Source organism: Methylobacterium sp. XJLW (genome assembly GCF_003254375.1).
Taxonomy (GTDB): domain Bacteria; phylum Pseudomonadota; class Alphaproteobacteria; order Rhizobiales; family Beijerinckiaceae; genus Methylobacterium; species Methylobacterium fujisawaense.
The window spans coordinates 3977303-3998277 of sequence record NZ_CP016429.1 but is presented as its reverse complement, the minus strand read 5'-3'; the positions used below and the strand labels follow the sequence as shown (position 1 = coordinate 3998277).

Sequence of the window (20975 nt, the reverse complement as noted above, 5' to 3'; positions counted from 1 at the left end):
CCGATGTTCGACAAGATCCTGATCGCGAACCGCGGCGAGATCGCCCTGCGCATTCTGCGGGCGGCGAAGGAACTCGGGATCGCCACCGTGGCGGTCCACTCCACCGCCGACGCGGATGCCATGCATGTGCGGCTGGCCGACGAGAGCGTCTGCATCGGGCCGCCCGCCGCCCGCGACAGCTACCTCAACATCCCGTCGATCATCGCGGCCTGCGAGATCACCGGAGCGGATGCCGTGCATCCCGGCTACGGCTTCCTCTCGGAGAATGCCCGCTTCGCCGAAGTGCTGGCCCATCACCAGATCGGCTTCATCGGCCCCAAGGCGCAGCACATCCGCACCATGGGCGACAAGATCGAGGCGAAGCGCACGGCGCTGAAACTCGGAATCCCCTGCGTGCCGGGCTCGGAGGGCGGGGTCGAGGATCCCCATGAGGCCAAGCGCGTCGCAGCGGAGATCGGCTATCCGGTCCTCGTCAAGGCGGCGGCCGGCGGCGGCGGCCGCGGCATGAAGGTCGCGCGCACCGAGGCCGAGCTTGAGCAGGCGATCGGCATGGCCCGGTCCGAGGCCAAGGCCGCCTTCGGCGACGACGCGGTCTATCTCGAAAAGTACCTGGAGAAGCCCCGCCACATCGAGGTGCAGGTGCTGGGTGACGGGCGCGGCGGCGCCGTCCACCTCGCCGAGCGCGACTGCTCGCTCCAGCGCCGTCACCAGAAGGTGTGGGAGGAAGGCGGCTCGCCGGCGCTCAACGAATCGATGCGCGCCGAGATCGGCGGCATCTGCGCCAACGCCATGAAGGAACTCGGCTATCTCGGCGCCGGGACCGTCGAGTTCCTGTACGAGGACGGCCGGTTCTACTTCATCGAGATGAACACCCGCATCCAGGTCGAGCATCCGGTGACCGAGATGATCACCGGAATCGACCTCGTCATCGAACAGATCCAGGTCGCCTCGGGGGGGGCGCTCTCGGTCAGCCAGGCGGACATCAAGGTCGAGGGCCACGCCATCGAGTGTCGGATCAATGCCGAGCACCCGGAGACCTTCCGGCCTTCGCCGGGCGAGATCACCCATTATCACACGCCGGGCGGCCTCGGCGTCCGGGTCGATTCGGCGGCGTTCCAGGGCTACCGGATCCCGCCGAACTACGATTCGCTGATCGGCAAGCTGATCGTCCATGGCCGGACCCGCAACGAGTGCCTGATGCGCCTGCGCCGGGCGCTGGACGAGTTCGTGATCGACGGCATCGACACGACGCTGCCGCTGTTCCGGACGCTGGTCCGCAACCCGGACGTGCAGAACGGCCTTTACGACATCCATTGGCTGGAGCATTTCTTGGAAGACGGCGGCATGAAAGCCTGACCGGACCGGGGCGGGGCTGCGGCGACCGCTCCACGCGCGGGATCTGGTCTTCGCGCCGGCCGCGCGCGACACTCACGGCATGCACGATTCCGCCCGCGTGGACATCACCCCCGAGATCCTGCTGAAGGCCTACGCGGCGGGAATCTTCCCGATGGCGGAGGACGCCGACGACCCGACGCTCTACTGGGTCGAGCCCAAGGCGCGGGGCGTGTTGCCCCTCGATGCGTTCCGTGTCCCCCGGCGCCTCGCCCGGACGGTGCGGTCCGACCAGTTCGTGGTCCGCTGCGACACCGACTTCGAAGCTGTGATCGACGGTTGCGCCGCGCCGCGCCGGGACAGCGAGCGCACCTGGATCAACGCACGAATCCGCGAACTCTACGGCGCCCTGTTCGATCTCGGCCATGTCCACACGGTCGAGGTCTATGCGGGCGCGGACGGGCGGCTCGTCGGCGGCCTGTACGGCGTCTCGCTGGGGGCGGCCTTCTTCGGGGAGAGCATGTTCCACGAGGTGCGCGACGCCTCGAAGGTCGCCCTCGTCCACCTGATGGCCCGCCTCCGCGCCGGGCACTACCGGCTCGCCGATACCCAGTTCGTCACCGACCATCTCACCCAGTTCGGCGCCGAGGAGGTGCCGCGGCACGTCTACAAGCGGCGGCTCGCCGAAGCCCTCGATCAGGTCGCCGACTGGAACGTCTGGCCCGGCGACGGCTCGATGCCGGGCGCGCGGGTCCTCGAGGCTCTGGAATCTCCGGACCTGCCTTAAAGTCGAGATCCCAGAGGATCCCGGTCGAGATGCCAGGCGTCGGAGCGGCCGATCCGGAGGCCGGCGTCAGCGCCGGCGCCGGTGCCGGTAGCCGGTCGAGAACGAGGCGTATTGCCGGCCGCGCGCGGACCGGTAGCGCCGGCGGCGGCTGGTGCTGGCCTCGGCCGTCTCCTCCACCTGCGGGATCGGCTCTGCCATGGCGGCCGCCGGGGTGGCAGCCGTGGCCACAGCGGTGTCGGCCGAGGCGTAGCCGCCGGCGACGTTCTTGGCCGCGGGGCCGAACATCGCGAGGCATTGATTGTAGGCGAGGTCGTTCTTCAGGCGCTCGCATTCACCGATAGAGCGCGGGGTCCCCTGAGCCAGGACCGGCAAGGGCGCCAGCATCACGACGAGGGCAGCCAGAGGCGTAAGGCATAGGGACGGGCGGTGCACGGAGCGGGATCTCGAGCGGGAACGGGCAGGCTTGTGATCCCCGAGTGCGGCAAAATCGAGGGATCGGCGTCAGCGATCGGGCCGCTCCATCCACCGGATCAGCGGCATCAGCGGGAAGATCCAGGCGATGCCGAGAATCGAGTAGATCACCGCCTGCACCGGCGCGGGCGTCTCCGCGATGCGGCTGTCGGCCAGGGCCATCGCCAGCGGGCCGTAGAGGCAGACGAAGGCGAGGATCACGAGGGTGCCGATCAGGGTTCGGGTGCGGCGGCGCATTGCTGTGTCCGTGGCCTCGCGGCCGGCGCTCCCGGCGCCGACCGGGGACGGCTACCGTCCTGTGATCCGGTTGGCAACGCGCCCGCTGACGCGGGCTGCGGCGCCGGCGCCGTTGCTGGGCGGTCGGACATCCCCTAACCCGAAGGCGGCGGCCGGGGCATCCCGGCATCCGCGGAAGGGACGGGCATGGACATGAGTGGCGCGGGCGACCGGCGGTCGGGGGCGGTGCGAACCTGGCTCTACGTGGTCGCGGCCATGGTCGTCGCCATGGTGGCGGTCGGCGGCGCGACGCGTCTGACCGGGTCCGGCCTGTCGATCACCGAGTGGCGCCCCGTCACCGGGGCGATCCCCCCCCTCACCGAGGCCGACTGGGCCGCCGAATTCGCCAAGTACAAGGACACGCCGCAATACAACATCCTCAACCAGGGGATGGGGTTGTCCGCGTTCAAGGTCCTGTATGGCTGGGAATGGGGCCATCGCGTCCTCGGCCGGCTCATCGGCCTCGTGTTCTTCCTGCCGCTGATCGTGTTCTGGTGGCAGGGCCGGATCAGCCGGCGTCTCGGATTCGGGCTGCTCGGCCTCGGCGTGCTCGGCGGCCTTCAGGGCGCCATCGGCTGGATCATGGTCGCTTCGGGCCTCCAGCCCGGCATGACCGCGGTGGCCCCGCTCAAGCTCGCCCTGCACCTCACCACCGCCAGCCTGATCCTGGCCGGCCTCGTCTGGCTGGCGGCGGGCGAGCGCCGCGGCGTCCTGGCACCGGTCCCGGCGCGCCTGCAGGCGACCGCGATGGTGCTCCCGATCCTGGTGCTGGTGCAGATCTTCCTCGGAGGGCTCGTCGCCGGCTCCCATGCCGGCCTCGTCTTCAATACCTGGCCCACAATGGACGGCGCTTTTGTGCCGCCGCTGGACAGCCTGTTCGCAATCCGGCCCTGGATCGAGAACTTCGTCGACAACCACGCCCTGGTTCAGTTCGACCATCGGGTGACGGCCTATCTGGTCCTGGTCGTGGCGATCCTTCACGCCATCGACGCCCGCCTCACCGGGCCGGCGAACGCGGCCGGCCGCGCCAACGGTGTCGTGATCCTCGTTCTCGCCCAGATGGCGCTTGGAATCGCGACGCTGCTCCTCGCCGTTCCGCTCTGGGCGGCGCTCGCGCATCAGGTGCTGGCTATGGCCGTGCTGACGATGGCGACAGTCCATGCCCGGATCAGCCGGGGATCCGGCGTAGTGATGCCGGCGGCCGCGGAGCCGCCCCTGGGGTTCGAGGGGCTGGCGAGAGGCCGGATCTAGGCTATCGTGCGGTGCGGCCATCGTGCTGCGCTGCACGAGACTTTTACCGCTTTTAGTGGAACCTTGGGATAACTCCGCATCAGCAATCTGCACGGGGAACGACTTAGACTTCTCAAGCTTTATGCTGCAAGCGTTGCAGGAGGCTTCAAGATGTCTCTCGCGGAAGATGGCCGACCCCTCTCCCTGACCTGGCACTACACGCCGCGGGAGATCGTGGCGGATGGCGTGATCCACGGCCTCGGCGTTCTCCTCGGTTTCGCCGGCGCGGTAGCCCTGGTGGCAACGGCGGTCACCACACATCTCGGCCTCGGCGAGCGGGCGGCGGTCGTCGTCTACGCCGCGGCACTGGTCCTGATGCTCGGCGTCTCTGCCCTCTACAACCTGTACCCCGTGAGTCCGCGCAAATGGCTGCTCCGCCGCGCCGACCACGCCCTGATCTACCTGATGATCGCCGGCACCTACACGCCGCTGGTCGCCCTCGTGGGGTCGGGGATCCGAGCCTATGCGCTGCTGGCGATCATCTGGGTGGTGGCGCTGATCGGGATTGCGGTGAAGCTCCTCTTGCCGGGCCGGTTCGATCGGCTGTCGATCGGCCTCTACCTGCTGCTGGGCTGGAGCGGCCTGCTCGCTTACGAATCCGTCATCGCAGCGCTCCAGCCCACGGCTCTGTGGCTGTTGGGCATCGGCGGGGCGCTCTACTCCATCGGTGTGATCTTCCACATCTGGCGGACCCTGCCCTTCCAGAACGCGATCTGGCACGGCTTCGTCCTGGCCGCGGCGGCCTGCCATTACGGGACGATCTGGGCCAGCCTGAACGGCGCACCGCTGACCTAGGGCAGGATCGGTTGCGGCCTCGCACGTAAAACTCCGCTTACCGTCCCGACCGAAAGGTCGAGCCCCCCGATCCTGCTTTAAGTGTCCCGCGACCGCCGGTGGATCATAACCTGGGAACTTATATTTCCGGGAGCTGAACCGTGGTCCCGAAGTCGAACGCCTCTGGCAGTGCTGAGCGTTACCGGATCCTTCACTTGTTCCGGGCGCCCGTAGGCGGCCTGTTCCGGCACGTAATGGATCTCGCCCGCCTGCAGGCCGCCGCGGGCCATCAGGTCGGGATCGTCTGCGACGCCACCACCGGCGGCGAGCGCGCCGCGGGAGCCCTGGCGGATCTGCTGCCGATCCTGGATCTCGGCCTCCTCCGCATACCCATGCGCCGCAATCCGCATCTGTCGGACTGGTCCTGCCTCCGGAACGTCGCACAACGGGCTGCCGCGGTCGGCGCGGAGGTGCTTCACGGTCACGGCGCCAAAGGCGGTGTGTATGCACGCCTTGCTGGGGCGGGACCGGCGATCCGCGCGTACACCCCGCATGGCGGCAGCTACAATTACCGTCCGGGCACTGGGCTCCACCGTCTCTACATGGGGGCCGAGGCGATGCTGGCCCGCCGCACCGACGCGTTCCTGTTCGAAAGCGAGTACGTCGCCGGCCGGCACCGGCGCTTCGTCGGCGGCCCCGAGCGTGTGACGCGGATCGTGCACAACGGTATCGCCGAGGCCGAGTTCGCGCCCCTGGACCGCGTCGCGGAGCCCTTCGACCTGCTCTATGTCGGCGAGCTGCGGGAGGCCAAGGGTCTGCCCTATCTGCTCGAAGCCCTGGTCCGGCTCCGCGCCGAGGGCCGGGCGCTGCGCCTGCTGATGGTCGGCTCGGGCCCGGATGCCCAGAGCCTCCGCGAGACCGTGGCACGCCTCGGTCTCGCCGACGCGGTGGCATTCGAGCCGCCCCAGGCGATTCGCTCCGTCCTCGCCCGCGGACGGATCCTGGTCGTCCCGTCGCTGGCGGAATCGCTGCCCTACGTCGTGCTGGAAGCCGCGGCGGCGGCGCAGCCCCTGGTCGCCACCCGAGTCGGCGGCATACCGGAGATCTTCGGTCCGGCCGCATCCGATCTGGTCTCGTCCGGGGATGCGGGCGCGCTCGCAGACGGCATCCGGCGCGTCCTCGACGCCCCACCCGATGTGCTCGCCGCCCGGACGCAGAGCCTCAGCGCATCGATCCGGCAGCGCTTCTCGCTGGAGCGCATGGGCAGCGAGGTGATCTCCGGCTACGCCGCGGCCTTCGAGGCCCGCGCGCAAAGCCGCAAGCCTGCCCCCGGTGAGATCGCCGGAGCCCGGACCGCCTGAGCTCGGTCGCAGGGACGTGATGCGCCGGGGCTTGTGCGTCGCAGTGGAAAAGGCGGCGACAGCCTCGCCCTTAAGTCTTCAATCAATGCCCCGTGCCAAGCTCCGTTCGAAGTGGCGGCTGCAGGGCTCGGGGGGAGCCGATCGATGAGCGCGTTCGATATTCGCGATCTTCTCGACGCCGCCGTGCCGATGGAGGCCTCTTCGGCGCCGGCTCGCGACAGCGTCCCCCTCGCCGAGGCTGCGGTTCCCGGGCCCACGGCGATCTCGCCCGTCGTCGTGGCCGGGCTGGTGCGCGCGCTGGAATGCGCCTTGATCTTCGGCCTCGGCACGCTCCTGCACGTGCTGATGCTGCGCGGTCGCGTGCCGTTCGGTCTGACCTATGCGGGCGTCATCGGGATGATCGCCGTGACCACCGTGACGCTGATTCAGGCGTCCGGCGGCTATCGGATCGCCGCCTTCCGGAGCTTCTTCAGGACGGCGATCCGGCTGATCGTGGCGTGGTCGCTGACCTTTCTGATGGTCGCCACCGGCCTCGTGCTGGCCAAGGTGGCCGACCATTACTCGCGCCTCTGGCTGGGAACCTTCTTCGGCGCCGGACTCGCGATGCTGCTGGTCGGGCGCTTCGTCCTCTTCCGGATCATCGACGCCCAGACCCGGGCCGGTCGGTTCGACCGGCGCACCGCCATCGTGGGCGGCGGCCAGCCCGCGGAAGCCCTGATCGCCGCCCTGGAGACACAGAGCGAGAACGGCATCCGCATTGTCGGCGTGTTCGACGACCGCAACGCCGATCGGTCATCGGACGTGGTGGCGGGGCATCCAAAGCTCGGCAATGTCGACGACCTCGTGGCCTATGCGCGGCACGCCCGGCTCGACCTGATCGTCTTCACGATCCCGATCACCGCGGAGGCGCGCATCCTCCAGATGCTCGCCAAGCTCTGGGTTCTGCCGATCGATATCCGGCTCTCGGCCCACGCCGCCAAGCTGCGCCTGCGTCCTCGCAGCTACTCGTATCTGGGCTCGGTTCCGGTGCTCGACGTCTTCGACAGGCCGATCGCCGATTGGGACGTGGTGGTGAAGGCGGTGTTCGATCGGTGCGTCGGTCTGATGATGCTTCTGGCGCTGTCGCCGCTCATGCTGGTGATCGCCCTCGCCGTGCGCCTGACCTCCCGCGGGCCGGTCCTGTTTCGGCAGAAGCGCCACGGCTTCAACAATGAGCTGATCGAGGTCTACAAGTTCCGCTCGATGTACGTGGATCAGTGCGACGCCGGCGCCGCCAGGATGGTCACGCGGGGCGATCCGCGCGTGACGCCGGTCGGCCGCTTCATCCGCAAGACCTCGCTCGACGAGTTGCCGCAGCTGTTCAACGTGCTGAAGGGCGACCTGTCGCTCGTCGGCCCACGCCCGCACGCCCTTCAGGCCAAGGCCGCCAACACGCTGTACGATCAGGTGGTCGACGGGTACTTCGCCCGCCACAAGGTCAAGCCCGGCATTACCGGCTGGGCCCAGGTCAACGGTTGGCGCGGCGAGACCGATACGTCCGAGAAGCTGCAGCGGCGCGTCGAGCACGACCTCTACTACATTGAGAACTGGTCGGTGCTGCTCGACCTGCAGATCCTGCTCACCACGCCCTTCGCGCTGTTCAAGACCGAGAACGCCTACTGAGCGGAGGGGCCGGCACCCGGACGGTGCCGGCCACGGGTGCCGCTACGGCAGGGCGCCCGCCTTCTCCTTGGCCTTCATGATCGTGTCGCGGCAGCCCTGAGCGTCCCCGGCCTTGTCCTGCTGGCTCGCCTGCGCGACGAGCTTCTTGGCCTCCTCGACACCCGCAGCCGTGGGCTTCACCGCGGCATCCGACTCGGTGAGCTTCGGAGGCGTGTCGAGCGCCTTGGGCGAGTTGGACGAGGTTGGGCCGCCGGGCGGCGTCTTGCCCGTCACTGCGACGGCGCCGGCGCTGTCGAGCCGCCTCTGCAGCGTAGAGACCTCGTCGGCGCACGGGGTCGCCAGGGCCGGCGTGGCGGCCGCCAGGGCCAGGGCTGCAACGGCGAAACGCATGATCATCAGGATGAAACTCCACGGTGTCGGATTGCGGCCGGCGCTGACATCCCGCTCCTGAGCGGATTGTGACGCGCCGGCGCGGCTACCGGGGAGACGCCGGGCAGACGGGCCCGTTCCCGAGACAGGAGGCCGCATGCAGGGCCGCGAAACGCGACGGGCGCCCCGCGCGGCCGGTCGGCCGCGGGAGGCGCCCGCTTCTGGACACCTGGGACGGATCAGTACTTCCGGATGATCGGCTCCGGCGACATCGGCACGGGGTCGGCACCGAAGGCGTAGCGGATGCCGGCGTAGACCGAGAACGGCTGCGCCAGGGTCGTGGTCCGCGGATCGCTGATCCGCAGGTTGCCGGCCACCGCGCCCGGCTCGGCAAAGGTGCCGAACGTGGCGTAGCGGTTGTTGGTCAGGTTGGTGATCAGGCCGAAGACCTCGAGGTTCTTCGTCACCTGATACTTCGTCTGGAAGTTCAGCACGTAGTAGGGCGGCAGCTTCCGGTTCAGGTTCGACTCGTCGCCGCGGAAGTAGGACGAGGAGAAGGCCTGGAGGTAGAGGCCGAACTGCCAGTCGGGCGTGACGAAATAGTCGAACCCGGCCTTGATCTGATGGGTCGGCACCAGCGGCACGATGTTGCCCTTGCGGACCTGGATCGCGCCGTCATCCGCCAGCGGGTTGTTGGGCGACGACAGGGTGCCGTTGAACTGGAAGGTCGCATCCACCAGCGCGTAGTTGGCGTAGACCCGCAGGTAATCCGCCGTGTACTCGCCGCCGACCTCGATGCCCTGCCGCTGCGTCGACGGCACGTTGACGAAATAGGCGCGGGCGGTGTTGCCGGGGGTGGCCAGCGACAGGATGTCGTTGGCGAGGTCGGTGCGGAAGGCGCCGATCTTGTAGGTGATGATGCCGCCGTCATAGGTGTTCGGCAGCTGGCCGCGGAAGCCGACCTCGTAGGTCCGCCCGGTGACCTGCTTGAGCGGCGGGTCGGCCACCAGCGAGTTCGGCAGCAGGCACGGCCGGTCCGGGTTGGCACAGGCCAGTTCCAGCGGGGTCGGGGCGCGGTTCGACTCCGAGTAGCTGCCGTAGAGGTTCAGCGCGTCGAAGAACCGGTAGGTCAGGCCGGCGACCGGGTTGATCTTGTTGAAGTAGTGCGTGCCGGTCACGTCCGGCGAGAAGCCGGTCAGATCCTCGCTCTGGATGCGCGCGAAGTTGAGCCGGGCACCGGCGGTCAGCGACAGCCGGTCGGTCACGTCGAGCGTGTCGAGGGTGTAGAGGCCCATATAGAGGTTGGAGCCGTTGACCGAGCTCGGCGCGATGCCCAGCGCGCCCGCGGTCCGCAGCTGCGGCGTGCCGAGGCCCGGGATGTTGCCGTAGAACGGGTTGCTCGGATCGGTGGTGATCGACAGGTTCGGGTTGATCACGCCCAGGGTGCTGGACGACTTGAACGAGTAGTTGGCCGCGTCGATGCTGCCGCCGACCACGAACGTGTTGGACAGGCCGAAGATCCGGTCGCGGTTGGCCGCCTGCAGCGAGCCGCCGAAGCCGGTGGCTTCCGTCCGGGTCGTGTCCAGCGTGCCGTACGGGATGCCCGCCCGGAACGGGATCCGCTGGTTCTGCTGGCCCAGGATCAGGAACTGGTTGCGGAAGGCGTTCTGCGACTGGCCGGCAGCCGGGCTGAAGCCGTCATCCTCGAAGCAGAGATTCCCGCGGAAGCTCGACCGTGTACTGCAATTCTCGAAGTTGCCGTCGTTGCCGTCGACGTAGGTCTGGCTGAAGCGGCGGAAATAGGCGTTGCCGGCGAGATCCCAGGTCGGCGAGATGTCCACCCGGCCGGTGAGCTGGAGGGTGCCGACCTCGGTGGTGGTGGTCTGCGGGTAGGTGAAGATCGCCCGCGGGTCGCGGTGGGTGAAGTCCACCGGGGTCGCGGCGGCGGCGCCGTAGAAGCTGCGGGCGGCGAGCCCGATCAGGTGGAACTCCGAATCCTGGGAGCGGTAGCCGATGTCGCCGTAGATCCGGCCGATCGTGCTCGGGCTCTCGTAGCGCCAGCCGCGGTCGTTCAGGCCGTCGCCGGTGAAGTAGACGCTCCAGGGGCCGGAGACCTTGCCGTATTCGAGGTAGCCGGCGGTGCGCGCGTCCGAGCCGCCCCAGGCCGAGATCTCGGTCCCCTGCCAGGTGAAGCCGTTCTTCATCTGGATGTTGACCGCGCCGCCCAGCGCGTTGAGGCCGAAGACCGGGTTGCCGGTGACGACGTCGATCCGCTGGATCGCCTGCGGGGGGATCAGGTCGAAATTGACGATGTCGCCGAAGGCTTCGTTGATGCGCACGCCGTTCTGGTAGACGGCGAGTCCCTGCGGCACGCCCTGGACCGGCGAGGCCGTGAAGCCGCGATAGGTGATGTCGACGCGGTTGTTGTTGCCCTGCGAGTCGGAGACGTTGATGCCGGGGGTGCGCCGGGCCAGCGTCGTGGTCAGGTTGTTGCTGGCGCGATCAATCGTGAGATCGCTGGCGGTGACCGACTCGACGGTGCTGGGGATCTTGTAGAGGGGCTGCTCGGAGCCGCGCAGCCGCGTTCCGATACTCGGTCCCACCGAACCCGCCGGCGGCACCGGGCCGGGCCCGTTGAAGATCTGCGCCTGGCTCGAATTGCCGCCGCCGGACCCGACCGGCGACGTCGAGACGACGCTGATCTCGCCGAGCGTCACCGATTGCTGAGCCTGCACGGCGGTGGGGAGAACCGTCCCCGCCAGGACCGATGCTGACGCGACCAGGCTGCTCCGAAGCGCCCGAAGTGACATCCCCAACCCCCTCAAGACCGAACACATGCTCGTGACTTCCGAGCTTGGGTCTCTCTTGGCGGGTGCCGGGGACGCACACAATTGGTTCAAGAACACGCGAGCCGCGTTTCGGCTCTATTTCCGGTCGGAGCCAAGCTAAGCCGTCACGACGTGGTGAAACGGCAACAGTTTCGATAACGATCTCAGAGGCTTAGGGACGTTTCGGCAATGTGCCCGGGATGAATCGGCAAGAGGAGGCCGAACGCTGTCAGAGTCGCGCCTGGATCAGGCGGGCGAGCTCGCCGAGCCGCTGCTCCAGCAGCTGCGGAACCTCGCAGACATAGGTCAGTGACTGGCTTCGCTCCTGGAAGATCCGGCGATCCCAGGCGAACTTCGTCTCCAGCTCGGACTGGTCCTTGGGAAGCTCGGTGGCGTCCGAGGCGCTCGGCGCGTCCTTCACCTGGCTGATCTTGTCGGCCTCGTCGCGGATCCGCTCGGCCATCCGGCGCTGCCCCTGCGCGTAGCGCGCGATGCCGCTGACCACCTTGTCCCGCTCGCCGTTCAGCACCTCGAACACGCCCGCGAAGACGCGCGTCAGGGCCTTGTCCTTCGCGTCCTTGTCGGACCCGAATTTCTCCACGAACGTGTCGAGGAGCGGCCCGACCTGCGACAGGTCCGTGCGCCGGGAGGCGATTTTCTGCGCCAGGACCGCCGCATCGTTGTCGCTGCCCCAATCGCCGGCCGCCGCGACGTCCGGTCCGGTCCAGAACTGGCCGGCGCTCAGGGTGGCGACCTTGCGCTGGACGCAGGGCCAATTCGGGTCCGGCTTCGGCTGAGCCAGGGCGGGGCCGGAGAGAAAGGCCAGCCCCAGCACCGGGCCGAGGATGCGGGTGAGGAGGACGTTCATCAGGCAGGCTCCATCAGGTGTTGTCGCCGGCCGGGCCGCCGCGCCGGGCCATGATGCCGCGACCGGGATCGTAGGCGACCACCGCCATGCCGAAAAAGGCGAGCCCCACGCCCACCACCACGGCGCAGGCGACCGGCTCGAACTGGACGTAGAGGGCGTAGCGGACGAGCTGGACCGCGTGGCTGAACGGGTTCAGCTCACAGATCCAGTACAGGGTCTCCGAGGATTCCCGAATCCGCCACAGGGGATAGAGGGCCGAGGAAGCGAAGAACATCGGGAAGATCACGAAGTTCATCACGCTGGCGAAGTTCTCGAGCTGGCGGACCAGCGAGGACAGGAACAGCCCGATCGCCCCGAGCATGAGCCCGGTGGCCAGGAATGCCGGGAGCGCCGTGAGGTAGCCGAGCACCGGGATGTCGCTTTCCCAGAAATAGGCCACGGCGAGGAACGCGTAGGCCTGCACGATCGAGACGGCGACGCCGGCGATCAGCTTGGCAAGCAGCAGCAGCCAGCGCGGATAGGGCGAGGTCAGCAGCACCTTCATCGAGCCGACTTCGCGGTCGTAGACCATCGACAGGGACGACTGCATGCCGTTGAACAGCTGGATCATCACGGCGAGGCCCGGCACCACGTAGACCTCGTAGAGCACGTAGGTCTGGTAGGGCGGCTCGATGGACACGCCGAGCGTGTTGCGGAAACCCGCCGCGAAAATGAACAGCCAGACCAGCGGCCGGACCAGCGCCGAGAAGAACCGCTCCTTCTGATTGAAGAAGCGCAGCAATTCGCGGCGGACGATGCCGCCGAGGCAGATCAGGTAGCCCACCGCGTCGAGGCGACCGATCCGTTCCGTCTGGCTCCGCGGCGGGGCGGCGCCGATCCGTGTGGCGAGGGGTGTCGGATGGGTCATGCCGCCGCCCTCCCCGGTTCGGCCACGAGGCGGCGGAACGCGTCGGCGAGCGCCTCGCCGGGCATGCCGATCTCGCCGGCCCGTCCCCGGGCGACGATCCGGCCCCGGTGCAGGACCACCGCATCGTCGTCGTCCGCGATCTCCTCGAAGATGTGGGTTGCCCAGAGCACCGACAATCCCTCCTCCCGCACCAGGGCGCGGACGATCGCCACGATGTCGGCCCGCGACTCGAGGTCGAGTCCGACGGTGGGCTCGTCGAGGAGCAGCAGGTCCGGGCGATGGATCAGCGAGCGGGCGATCTCGATGCGGCGCGACTGCCCGCCCGAGAGCGTGCGCACCTTGTCGTGGCGCCGATCCGCCAGACCGACGCGATCGAGGAGTTCGCCGACCCGGACCTTGGCGGCGGTGCGGGTGATGCCGTGCAGGCTCGCATGGTAGAGAAGGTTCTGCTCGACGGTGAGATCGGTGTCGAGGGTGCGGGCCTGGAACACGACGCCGAGTCGCGCCAGCGCCCGGGACGGCTCGCGATCGAGGGCGTGGCCGAAGATCGAGACCCTCCCCGTCTGGTTGTTGTAGAGCCGGGTGATGACCGAGAACAGCGTCGTCTTGCCGGCGCCGTTCGGCCCCAGCAGCGCGGCAAAGTGCCCGCGCTCCACCGTGATCGAGACGTCGTCCAGCGCGGCGCGGGCGCCGAACCGGTGGCCGACATGCTCGATCAGGAGGGCCGCCGCCTCGGATGCGCTCATCGGCCCAGGACCTTCCGGGCGTCGGCCACGGCGTCGAGGCACTCGTCGAACTCGCCCTCCTTCTGCTCCCGCTCGGCCACCCGCAGGGCCTTCTTGAGCTTCGGCACGGCCGCCTCCGGCGGATTCAGCGCAAGGGCGTCGCGGATCATCGTGATGCCTTCGGCACAGGCGGAGGCATCGTCGGCCGCGAAAGCCGGACCGGCAGCGAGGAGGCAGGCGGAGAGCAGGAGGATGCGCATCACTTCACCGTCAGCGTGCCGGTCATGCCCTTGGATTCCAGGCCGCGCGCCGCCCAGGTGTAGGTGCCGGGCTTGATCGCCACGAACTCGATGGCGATCTCGCCGGGATCGTCGAACTCCAGGTGATCGGGCGGTCCGCCGCCGTGGATCTCCTTGTGCTCGATCACGATCTGGTTGAACCAGATGTAACGGAAGAACTCAGGCGCGTAGAACTTGTATTCCTGGCGCCCCTTGGCGACGATCCGCAGCCGGTAGGCCTTGCCGGATTCCAGGGTGATGTCCTTGTTCTCGACCACGAAGTCGTTGCCCTGATCGTCGCCCAGGACGAGGTCGGGCAGGTTCTCCCGTTTCTTGGTCAGGTCGAGGGCACTCGCCGGGGATGCGGCGAGCAGCCCTGCCAGGCCGAGGGCCGCCGTTCGAAACATGCGCGTCATGTCGTGTTCCACCCTAGGGCCGCTTCGCACGCGGCCGTCCTCGCTTGGCGCCCGGAGGTCGCGCGGATCAGTTCGGCGAGATCGCCACGCCCCAGGGCAGGAGCCCGACCGGGATGCTCTTCACCACCTTCTCGGCGGCCACGTCGATCACCGAGACGTCGTTCGAGGTGCCGTTCGTGGTGAACAGCATCTTCTGGTCCGGCGTGAAGGCCAGTTGCCAGACGCGCTGGCCGACCGGCAGATACTTCTCGACCTCGTAGGTCTTGGCATCGATCACCGCGACGCGGTTGGCCGGACCCAGGGCTACGAAGGCCTTGCTGCCGTCCTTGGTGATCCGGATGCCCACCGGCTGGATCGCCTCGTCGTTCACGCTCGGGATCTTGAAGGTGATCTTCTTGATCACCCGGCGCTGCGCCACGTCGATGACGCTCACCGTGCCGCCGACCTCAGCCGAGACCCACAGGTACTTTCCGTCGGCGGTGAACTCGGCGAAGCGCGGCCGGGCATCGACCAGCACGTTGTCGATGACCTGGAAGGTCTTCGTGTCGATGAAGTGGGCCATGTTGGTGGTTTCGGAGGTGTTGACCAGGACCTTGCCGTCCGGCGACAGGCCCATCCCCTCCGGCTCGACACCCACCGGCACCTCGGCAAGCACCTTGTTCTTCTCGATGTCGATGATCGTGACCTGGCTGTCGTCCTCGTTGGCGACGTAGAGCGGGTTGCCGGAGGCATCGAGGATGAACTGCTCCGGATCCGGCCCGGAGCGCAGCGAGCGCACCACCTTGCCGGAACTCGTATCGAGCACGTCGATCCGGTCGTCGTCGCTGGCGCAGACGTACACCTCCTTGCCGTCCTTGGAGACGGTCACGCCGCGCGGGCGCCGCCCCACCTTCCAGGTCGCCGTCACCGCCATCGTGTTGGTGTCGATGACGCTGACCGAGTTGCCCTTCTCGTTCGTGACGTAGGCGGTGAAGGCGGCGGCCGGACCGCACAGGGCGAACCACGCCCCAAGGGCGATCCCACTCAGACATGCCTCGACGGGGCGGCTCATCCCAATTCCTTCCCTTGCGGCTTCCCGGCGTCCTCGGCGGACGTTCTCTCCGGTGGTTTGTAGTGCGATTCCCGCGCGTTGCGAGGGCCTTGGCCGCTCTCCATCGCCGCAGGCCGCGGGCCTACTTGAATTTGCAGGTGGTCTCCGGGAGGTCGACGCCCAGCGTGTCGAGGGGCGTGCGCTGGTGCAGGAAGCCCTGCTCGGGCGCGACGGAGACCAGCGCCTTGGGCTGCACGACGATGATCGCTTGGCGCAACTGATGGTCCCAAGGCCGGAAACTCAGCGGCACGCCCTTGTAGGCCGGAAGGGTGAAGGCGGGATCGACGAGGTACGGGGCGATCACGGCCGGATCGTTGGTCTTCTTCGCCGTGACGGCTTCGCCGACTGTCCGCACCGCCGCCCAGGCTTGGTAATCCAGCGGGCGCATCAGCCGCGATGCGAGCCGGCGGAAGCGGTTCTGGGCCTGCGCGGCGCCCCAGGTCTCCAGGACCGGCGACCACGTCGTGGGCGTCAGCGCCTGCGTTCCGCCGACGGGCCGCGGATCGACGGTGCGGTAGGGAACGTAGTCGCCCCAGTCGCCCTCCTCATCCGCCACGACGGCCATGTCGTAGTCGAGGCCCCGGGTGAAGACCATCGCCTCGGCCCGGGTCGGCGTGTCGCCGCGCGCCTTGGCGAGCGGGCCGAAGGTCCAGGGCTTCTCGGCGGTGATCTTCAGCGCGAATTTCCGCGCCGAATTGCGCATCGCGTCGGCGTAGGCCTTGTCGGCCTCGGTCGGGCCGACGATCAGGAAGAGCTTCCGCCAGCGCATCACGGTCAGGTACTGCGCCAGGGCATCGGTCAGCATCGCCCGGGACGGCAGGATGTGGAACACGTTGGCGCGGCAATCGGCGCCGCGCAGACGGTCGTCGGCAGCCCCCGCGTTGAGGATGACGGACCCCGTGTCCTTGATTGCGTCCGCGACCGCCAGGACGGAATCTGCGGGGAGCGCCAGGACGAGGTAGCGGACGCCGTTGCCGATCAGCGTCTTGGCGGCCGCCACGGCGTCCGGCTTGTCGTCCGTCAGCGCCACCTCGTCGAGGACGTAGGACTGCTTGGTGAAACGGCCGGTGGTGTTGTTGTCGGCGATGCCCATCTTGGCGCCGGCCAGGCCCTCGTCCTCGGGCGCCGCCTCAGCATCGTAGGAGGACGGCGCAGGCTGCGGCCGGTAGATCAGGCCGATATGGGTCTCGATCCCCTGCGGGGCCGCGTGCTGGGCCGGTTGCGCCGCCGCAGCCGGGGCTTGGTCCTCGGCCCATGCCGACGGCGGAGCCAGGGCCAGCGCGACGAGGGCAGCGCGCAGCCAAGCTGGGCGCGTCGGAGGCCGGAAGACGGTGTCGGGTGCAGGATGATGCATGTGGGCGGCCTCTATCAGCTTCCGCTCTGGCCGCTCAACCGCGGCGTGTCGTCCCGACGTTCACGTTGCCGTCGTGGGATAGGTGGACGCGGAAGTACATTGCCAAATTGTCCCTTCGCCCGACCTATGGCGGGAACGACGCCGCCGATACGGGCGGCCGAACGCCTCGAGAGGAAGCTCCCGCCGATGCGCCTGACGTCTCTCCGCGCCGCGATTGCCTGCAGTTTCGTGGCGCTCTCGGCCGCCCTGCCCGGCGCGGCCAGCGCCGCCGAGAAGGCGGCCGTGTTTCCGGTCGAACTCTTCGATCCCGGCGCCTCCTATGGAACCCGGACGCGGCCGGTCGATGCGCGGAAACTCACACTCGTCACGGACGAATTGCGCAACGCCCTCCGTGACAGGGCCGGGCTGGAGATCGTCGATACCGCATCCAAGGCCGACGTCGTCGCCAAGGAGGGGCCGCTCTACAAATGCAACGGCTGCGCGGCGGACATCGCCAAGAGCCTGGGTGCGGACCTCGTCGTGACCGGTTATGTGGAGAAGGGGTCCGGTCAGATCTTCAACCTGAGCGTCACGATCGCCGAGGCCGATACCGGCAAGGCGGTGCGCGGCGGCCAGGTGACGATCCGCGCCGACACCGACGATACCTGGGCGCACGCGATGCGCTGGGTGGTGAAGAACCGCCTGCTCGCCGAGCCGCTGCCCGGGAAGTCCTGAGACGGTCCGTTCAAGTCCGAGTGTTTCGTGCCCACGTTTTCAACCCAGCAAGATCCTCTGCCCCGGCTCCTCGTCAGCGTCCGCGATCCGGCTGAGGCCGAGGCCGCTCGCCTTGCGGGTGCCGACCTGATCGATGCCAAGGATCCGGAGCGCGGGGCGCTCGGCGCCCTGGACGACGGGATCGTGCGGGAGATCGTCGCCCGCGTGTCCGGCGGTGCCGCGACGAGTGCGGTGGCCGATCCCGCGGTCCGATCCGTGGCCGCCCTGGCGCAGACCGGCGTCGACTGGGTGAAGGTGGGCATCGCGCCAGCCCTGCTCCGGGATCCGTCGGCCCTGGTCGACCTTGTCGCGGCGGCACCGCGGCGGCTGATCGCCGTGCTGTTCGCCGAGGACGGCACGACGGCCCCGCATGTGCCCGCACTCGCAGCCGCCGGCTTCGCGGGCGCCATGGTCGATACCGCAGGGAAGACCGGCGCCCGCCTGCCCGATCTCGCCGCTCCCGCGGATCTCTCGGCCTTTACCGCCGCCTGCCGGGTGCACGACCTGATGAGTGGCCTCGCCGGGTCGCTCCGGGTGATCGACATCCCGGTTCTGTGCGCATACCGGCCGGATTATCTCGGCTTCCGCGGCGGCCTGTGCCGGGACTTCGACCGCCGCAACGGCATCGATCCCCTGCGCGTGGCCGAGGCGCTGCGCGCCCTCCGGCCGAGCCGGCAGGACGCGGCGTGACCACCGTCATCAAGATCGGCGGCAGCCTCGAAGCGGATCCGCATCGCCGCCGCGCCCTGCTGACGGCGATCGGCGACGGGGCGCACGGGCGCTGCATCGTGGTCCCGGGCGGCGGCGCCTTCGCCGACGCCGTCCGTGCCGCGCAGGCACGGGAGCGGTTCGGCGATGCGGAGGCCCATCGCCGGGCCCTCGATGCCATGAGCGACGCGGCCGGAATCTTCCGCGGGATCGAGCCGCGTCTGGCGCAGAGCCTGGAGCCCTGGGCGGAGACCGCGCCCGCCCGGATTCGGGTTTGGAATCCGCGCGGCCTGCGCGGCGGCCAACCGGACATTCCGGAAACCTGGGACGTGACCTCGGACAGCCTCGCCCTCTGGCTCGCGACGCGGATCCGGGCCGAGCGCTGCGTCCTGGTGAAATCCATCGATGTACCGCAGGGCCGGGATCCCGTCGCGCTGGCGCAGGAGGGGATCGTGGATGGCGCCTTCCCGGGCTTCGCCGCCAAGTTCGAGGGGGCGATCGAGATCTGGGGCCCGCAGTGCCGCGTTGCGGTCGAGACGAGGACGGCCGCGTGAGCACCCCCGAGCACATCGTCTTCGTCACCGGCCGTCTGGCCCGGGCGCGGCTCGAGAAGGTCGCGGCGGGGCTGCCGGAGAATCTGCACTGGAGCATCGCGGATGCCGGCGTGAAGGTCGCGGCGCTGATGACCGAGGAGATCATCCGCCGACGGATCGTCCTCCCCGAGGGCGCCACCCGGATCATCCTTCCGGGCCGGTGCCGGGCCAACCCGGAGCATCTCGCCGCCCATTTCGGTGTGCCCGTGGAGCGGGGACCCGACGAGGTGGTCGACCTGCCGGCCTGGCTCGGCCTGACCGCGCGCAAGGTCGATCTGTCCCGGCACGACCTCCGGATCTTCTCGGAGATCGTGGATGCGTCGAAGATGAGTGTCGCGCAGATCGTCGCCAAGGGCCTCGATCTCGCCCAGCGCGGCTCGGACGTCATCGATCTCGGCGGCTTGCCCGACACTCCGTTTCCGCATCTCGAGGAGTCCGTCCAGGCCCTCAAGGGCGCAGGCCTGAAGGTCAGCGTCGATTCCTTCTCCCGCGAGGAGCTGGTCCGGGGCGCCGGGGCCGGCGCCGACTTCCTGCTGAGCCTGAATGAGGAGACCCTCGATCTCGCCTTCGAGACCGACGCGGTGCCGATCCTCGTGCCCCTGCGGCCGGACGACCTGCCCTCCCTGGATCGCGCGATCGAGCGCATGCTGAAGGCGGGACGCCCCTTCCTCGCCGATCCGATCCTGGAGCCGATCCATCACGGCTTCGTCGATTCGATCGCGCGCTACCGCGACACCCGCGCCCGCTGGCCCGAGATCGACATGATGATGGGCACCGGCAATCTCACCGAGCTGACCGAGGCCGATTCCCTCGGCGTCACCGCGCTGCTCGTCGGCATGTGCTCGGAGCTGTCGATCGGCAACGTGCTGATCGTGCAGGTCTCCAACCACACCCGGCGCACCGTCGAGGAGCACGACGCCGCCCGACGGGTCATGTACGCGGCCAAGGCCGATTCCGCGCTGCCCAAGGGATACGGTCGGGCGCTGCTTGCCCTCCACGACAAGCGCCCGTTCGTGCAGACGGCCGACGAGATCGCCCAGGCCGCCGCGGAGGTGCGCGACCCGAATTACCGGATCGTGACCGCCGAAGACGGGATCCACCTCTACAATCGCGACATCCACAGGGTCGGCACCGACGCGATGGCCTTCTTCCCCGAACTCGATGTGGCTAGCGACGGCGCCCACGCCTTCTATCTCGGCGCCGAACTGGCCAAGGCGGAGACGGCGTGGCGGCTCGGCAAGCGCTACGTCCAGGACGAAGCGCTCGACTGGGGCTGCGCCGCGGACGCCGACATCGAGGATGCCACCGCCTTCAAGAAGGCCGGCCATACCCGGCATTCGGGACCCGATGCGCCGCCACCGGGGACACGCGATGCCCGGCTGACCGGGCCCGAGGCCGGCGCAACGCCGCCCGAGACCATTCCCGAAGCCCGGGTGCGGGCCGAGGCCGCGCCCGAGCGTCCGCAGGACCCGCCGACGAAGCTGGTCTGCGGGCGCCTCGTCCCCGCCGACAAGGCGTGAGGCCATGCCGCTGATCCTCGAGACCATCGTCACGACCCTGTCCCCGGCGGGCGAACTGCACCTCGTTCCGTTCGGACTGATCGGCGAGGATGACGGCTACGTCCTCGCGCCGTTCCGGCCGTCGCCGACCATCGCCAATCTGGAGGCCAACCCCTGCTTCGCAGCCTCGAGCCCCCGCGACATCCGGGTGATCGCCGGCGCGGTGACCGGCCGACGCGAATGGCCGACGCTGCCCTGCACGGCGATCGAGGGCCGCCGCCTCGCCGACAGTTTCGGCCACGCGGAGTTCGCCGTCGCCGCCGTCGAGGCCCACGAGACGCGGCCGCGCTTCCGCGGCCGCATGGTCCACAGCGCCGCGCATCAGCCGTTCATCGGCTATAACCGCGCGCAGGCCGCCGTCCTCGAAGGCGCCATTCTTTCGACCCGGCTCCACATGTTGGAGCCCGATAAGGTGTTGACGGAGATGGCCTACCTCGCCATCGCCATCGGCAAGACCGCTGGACCGCGCGAGCGCGAGGCCTGGGGTTGGATCGAGGACAAGGTCGCGGCGGCGCTCGGCCCCGAGGCGCGCGTTCTCGATCGCGACGACCGCTGAGGGCGGGAGGAGAAGGAC

At 68.9% G+C, this 20975-nt stretch carries 22 protein-coding genes; 11 read left to right on the top strand and 11 right to left on the bottom strand.

Annotated elements, in window-relative coordinates; genetic code table 11:
• The first annotated feature begins 3 nt into the window (after window positions 1-3).
• Window positions 4-1356 carry an acetyl-CoA carboxylase biotin carboxylase subunit gene (gene accC, locus A3862_RS18565; protein ID WP_043380714.1) on the top strand — a complete coding sequence of 451 codons (1353 nt, stop codon included), beginning with the start codon at window positions 4-6 and terminating at the stop codon, window positions 1354-1356.
• Between the two features lie 79 nt (window positions 1357-1435).
• Complete coding sequence (gene aat / locus A3862_RS18560) at window positions 1436-2119, top strand: leucyl/phenylalanyl-tRNA--protein transferase (protein WP_043757844.1); 684 nt, start codon at window positions 1436-1438, stop codon at window positions 2117-2119.
• A 66-nt stretch (window positions 2120-2185) separates the two neighbouring features.
• On the opposite strand, the gene A3862_RS18555 is transcribed toward aat, so the two are convergent.
• Complete coding sequence (locus A3862_RS18555) at window positions 2186-2551, bottom strand: hypothetical protein (protein ID WP_083683462.1); 366 nt, start codon at window positions 2549-2551, stop codon at window positions 2186-2188.
• A 69-nt stretch (window positions 2552-2620) separates the two neighbouring features.
• Window positions 2621-2827: a DUF2842 domain-containing protein gene (locus A3862_RS18550; RefSeq protein WP_043345928.1), complete on the bottom strand. Its 207-nt coding sequence runs from the start codon at window positions 2825-2827 to the stop codon at window positions 2621-2623.
• Between the two features lie 186 nt (window positions 2828-3013).
• Here A3862_RS18550 and A3862_RS18545 point away from each other — a divergent pair, with 186 nt between their 5' ends.
• From A3862_RS18545 to A3862_RS18530, 4 genes are all read left to right on the top strand, one after another.
• On the top strand, window positions 3014-4117 hold the full coding sequence (locus A3862_RS18545) for a COX15/CtaA family protein (protein WP_053610676.1): 1104 nt from the start codon (window positions 3014-3016) through the stop codon (window positions 4115-4117).
• A gap of 150 nt (window positions 4118-4267) precedes the next feature.
• Window positions 4268-4951, top strand: coding sequence for a PAQR family membrane homeostasis protein TrhA (trhA, locus tag A3862_RS18540; RefSeq protein ID WP_043345925.1), 684 nt, complete (start codon window positions 4268-4270; stop codon window positions 4949-4951).
• A gap of 140 nt (window positions 4952-5091) precedes the next feature.
• Complete coding sequence (locus A3862_RS18535; RefSeq protein ID WP_043757850.1) at window positions 5092-6291, top strand: glycosyltransferase family 4 protein; 1200 nt, start codon at window positions 5092-5094, stop codon at window positions 6289-6291.
• 144 nt (window positions 6292-6435) lie between these two features.
• Window positions 6436-7953, top strand: coding sequence for an undecaprenyl-phosphate glucose phosphotransferase (locus A3862_RS18530; RefSeq protein WP_111473888.1), 1518 nt, complete (start codon window positions 6436-6438; stop codon window positions 7951-7953).
• Between the two features lie 42 nt (window positions 7954-7995).
• Here A3862_RS18530 and A3862_RS18525 read toward each other — a convergent pair whose 3' ends face one another.
• From A3862_RS18525 to A3862_RS18485, 9 genes are all read right to left on the bottom strand, one after another.
• Window positions 7996-8349 (bottom strand): hypothetical protein, encoded by a 354-nt coding sequence (locus A3862_RS18525; RefSeq protein WP_078947280.1) that lies wholly within the window; start codon window positions 8347-8349, stop codon window positions 7996-7998.
• A 212-nt stretch (window positions 8350-8561) separates the two neighbouring features.
• Window positions 8562-11132, bottom strand: coding sequence for a TonB-dependent receptor (locus A3862_RS18520; protein ID WP_043757855.1), 2571 nt, complete (start codon window positions 11130-11132; stop codon window positions 8562-8564).
• A 247-nt stretch (window positions 11133-11379) separates the two neighbouring features.
• Window positions 11380-12018, bottom strand: coding sequence for a hypothetical protein (locus A3862_RS18515; RefSeq protein WP_043348195.1), 639 nt, complete (start codon window positions 12016-12018; stop codon window positions 11380-11382).
• Between the two features lie 13 nt (window positions 12019-12031).
• Window positions 12032-12925, bottom strand: a complete 894-nt coding sequence (locus tag A3862_RS18510) for an ABC transporter permease (protein ID WP_043348198.1) — start codon at window positions 12923-12925, stop codon at window positions 12032-12034.
• Window positions 12922-13671, bottom strand: a complete 750-nt coding sequence (locus A3862_RS18505) for an ABC transporter ATP-binding protein (protein ID WP_043757857.1) — start codon at window positions 13669-13671, stop codon at window positions 12922-12924. The genes A3862_RS18510 and A3862_RS18505 overlap by 4 nt, the downstream gene beginning before the upstream one ends.
• Window positions 13668-13910 (bottom strand): hypothetical protein, encoded by a 243-nt coding sequence (locus A3862_RS18500; protein ID WP_043757860.1) that lies wholly within the window; start codon window positions 13908-13910, stop codon window positions 13668-13670. Before A3862_RS18500 ends, A3862_RS18505 begins: the two co-directional genes overlap by 4 nt.
• On the bottom strand, window positions 13910-14344 hold the full coding sequence (locus A3862_RS18495) for a hypothetical protein (RefSeq protein WP_100793965.1): 435 nt from the start codon (window positions 14342-14344) through the stop codon (window positions 13910-13912). The genes A3862_RS18500 and A3862_RS18495 overlap by 1 nt, the downstream gene beginning before the upstream one ends.
• A gap of 67 nt (window positions 14345-14411) precedes the next feature.
• A complete protein-coding gene (locus A3862_RS18490) occupies window positions 14412-15395 on the bottom strand; it encodes a YVTN family beta-propeller repeat protein (protein WP_043348205.1) in 984 nt (327 codons plus the stop codon).
• 121 nt (window positions 15396-15516) lie between these two features.
• Complete coding sequence (locus A3862_RS18485) at window positions 15517-16788, bottom strand: ABC transporter substrate-binding protein (RefSeq protein WP_111473887.1); 1272 nt, start codon at window positions 16786-16788, stop codon at window positions 15517-15519.
• A 186-nt stretch (window positions 16789-16974) separates the two neighbouring features.
• Between A3862_RS18485 and A3862_RS18480 the strand changes: the two genes are divergently transcribed.
• From A3862_RS18480 to A3862_RS18460, 5 genes are read left to right on the top strand one after another with little or no spacing between them, the layout of a single operon-like run.
• Complete coding sequence (locus A3862_RS18480) at window positions 16975-17502, top strand: DUF3280 domain-containing protein (RefSeq protein WP_043380837.1); 528 nt, start codon at window positions 16975-16977, stop codon at window positions 17500-17502.
• Between the two features lie 27 nt (window positions 17503-17529).
• Entirely contained in the window at window positions 17530-18231 is a 702-nt protein-coding gene (locus A3862_RS18475; protein ID WP_043757868.1) for a (5-formylfuran-3-yl)methyl phosphate synthase, read from the top strand.
• Window positions 18228-18803: an amino acid kinase family protein gene (locus A3862_RS18470; RefSeq protein WP_043757870.1), complete on the top strand. Its 576-nt coding sequence runs from the start codon at window positions 18228-18230 to the stop codon at window positions 18801-18803. Before A3862_RS18475 ends, A3862_RS18470 begins: the two co-directional genes overlap by 4 nt.
• Complete coding sequence (locus A3862_RS18465) at window positions 18800-20362, top strand: DUF6513 domain-containing protein (RefSeq protein ID WP_111473886.1); 1563 nt, start codon at window positions 18800-18802, stop codon at window positions 20360-20362. The genes A3862_RS18470 and A3862_RS18465 overlap by 4 nt, the downstream gene beginning before the upstream one ends.
• 4 nt (window positions 20363-20366) lie before the next feature.
• Window positions 20367-20957, top strand: a complete 591-nt coding sequence (locus A3862_RS18460; RefSeq protein WP_043757877.1) for a DUF447 domain-containing protein — start codon at window positions 20367-20369, stop codon at window positions 20955-20957.
• The last annotated feature ends 18 nt before the right edge of the window (window positions 20958-20975 follow it).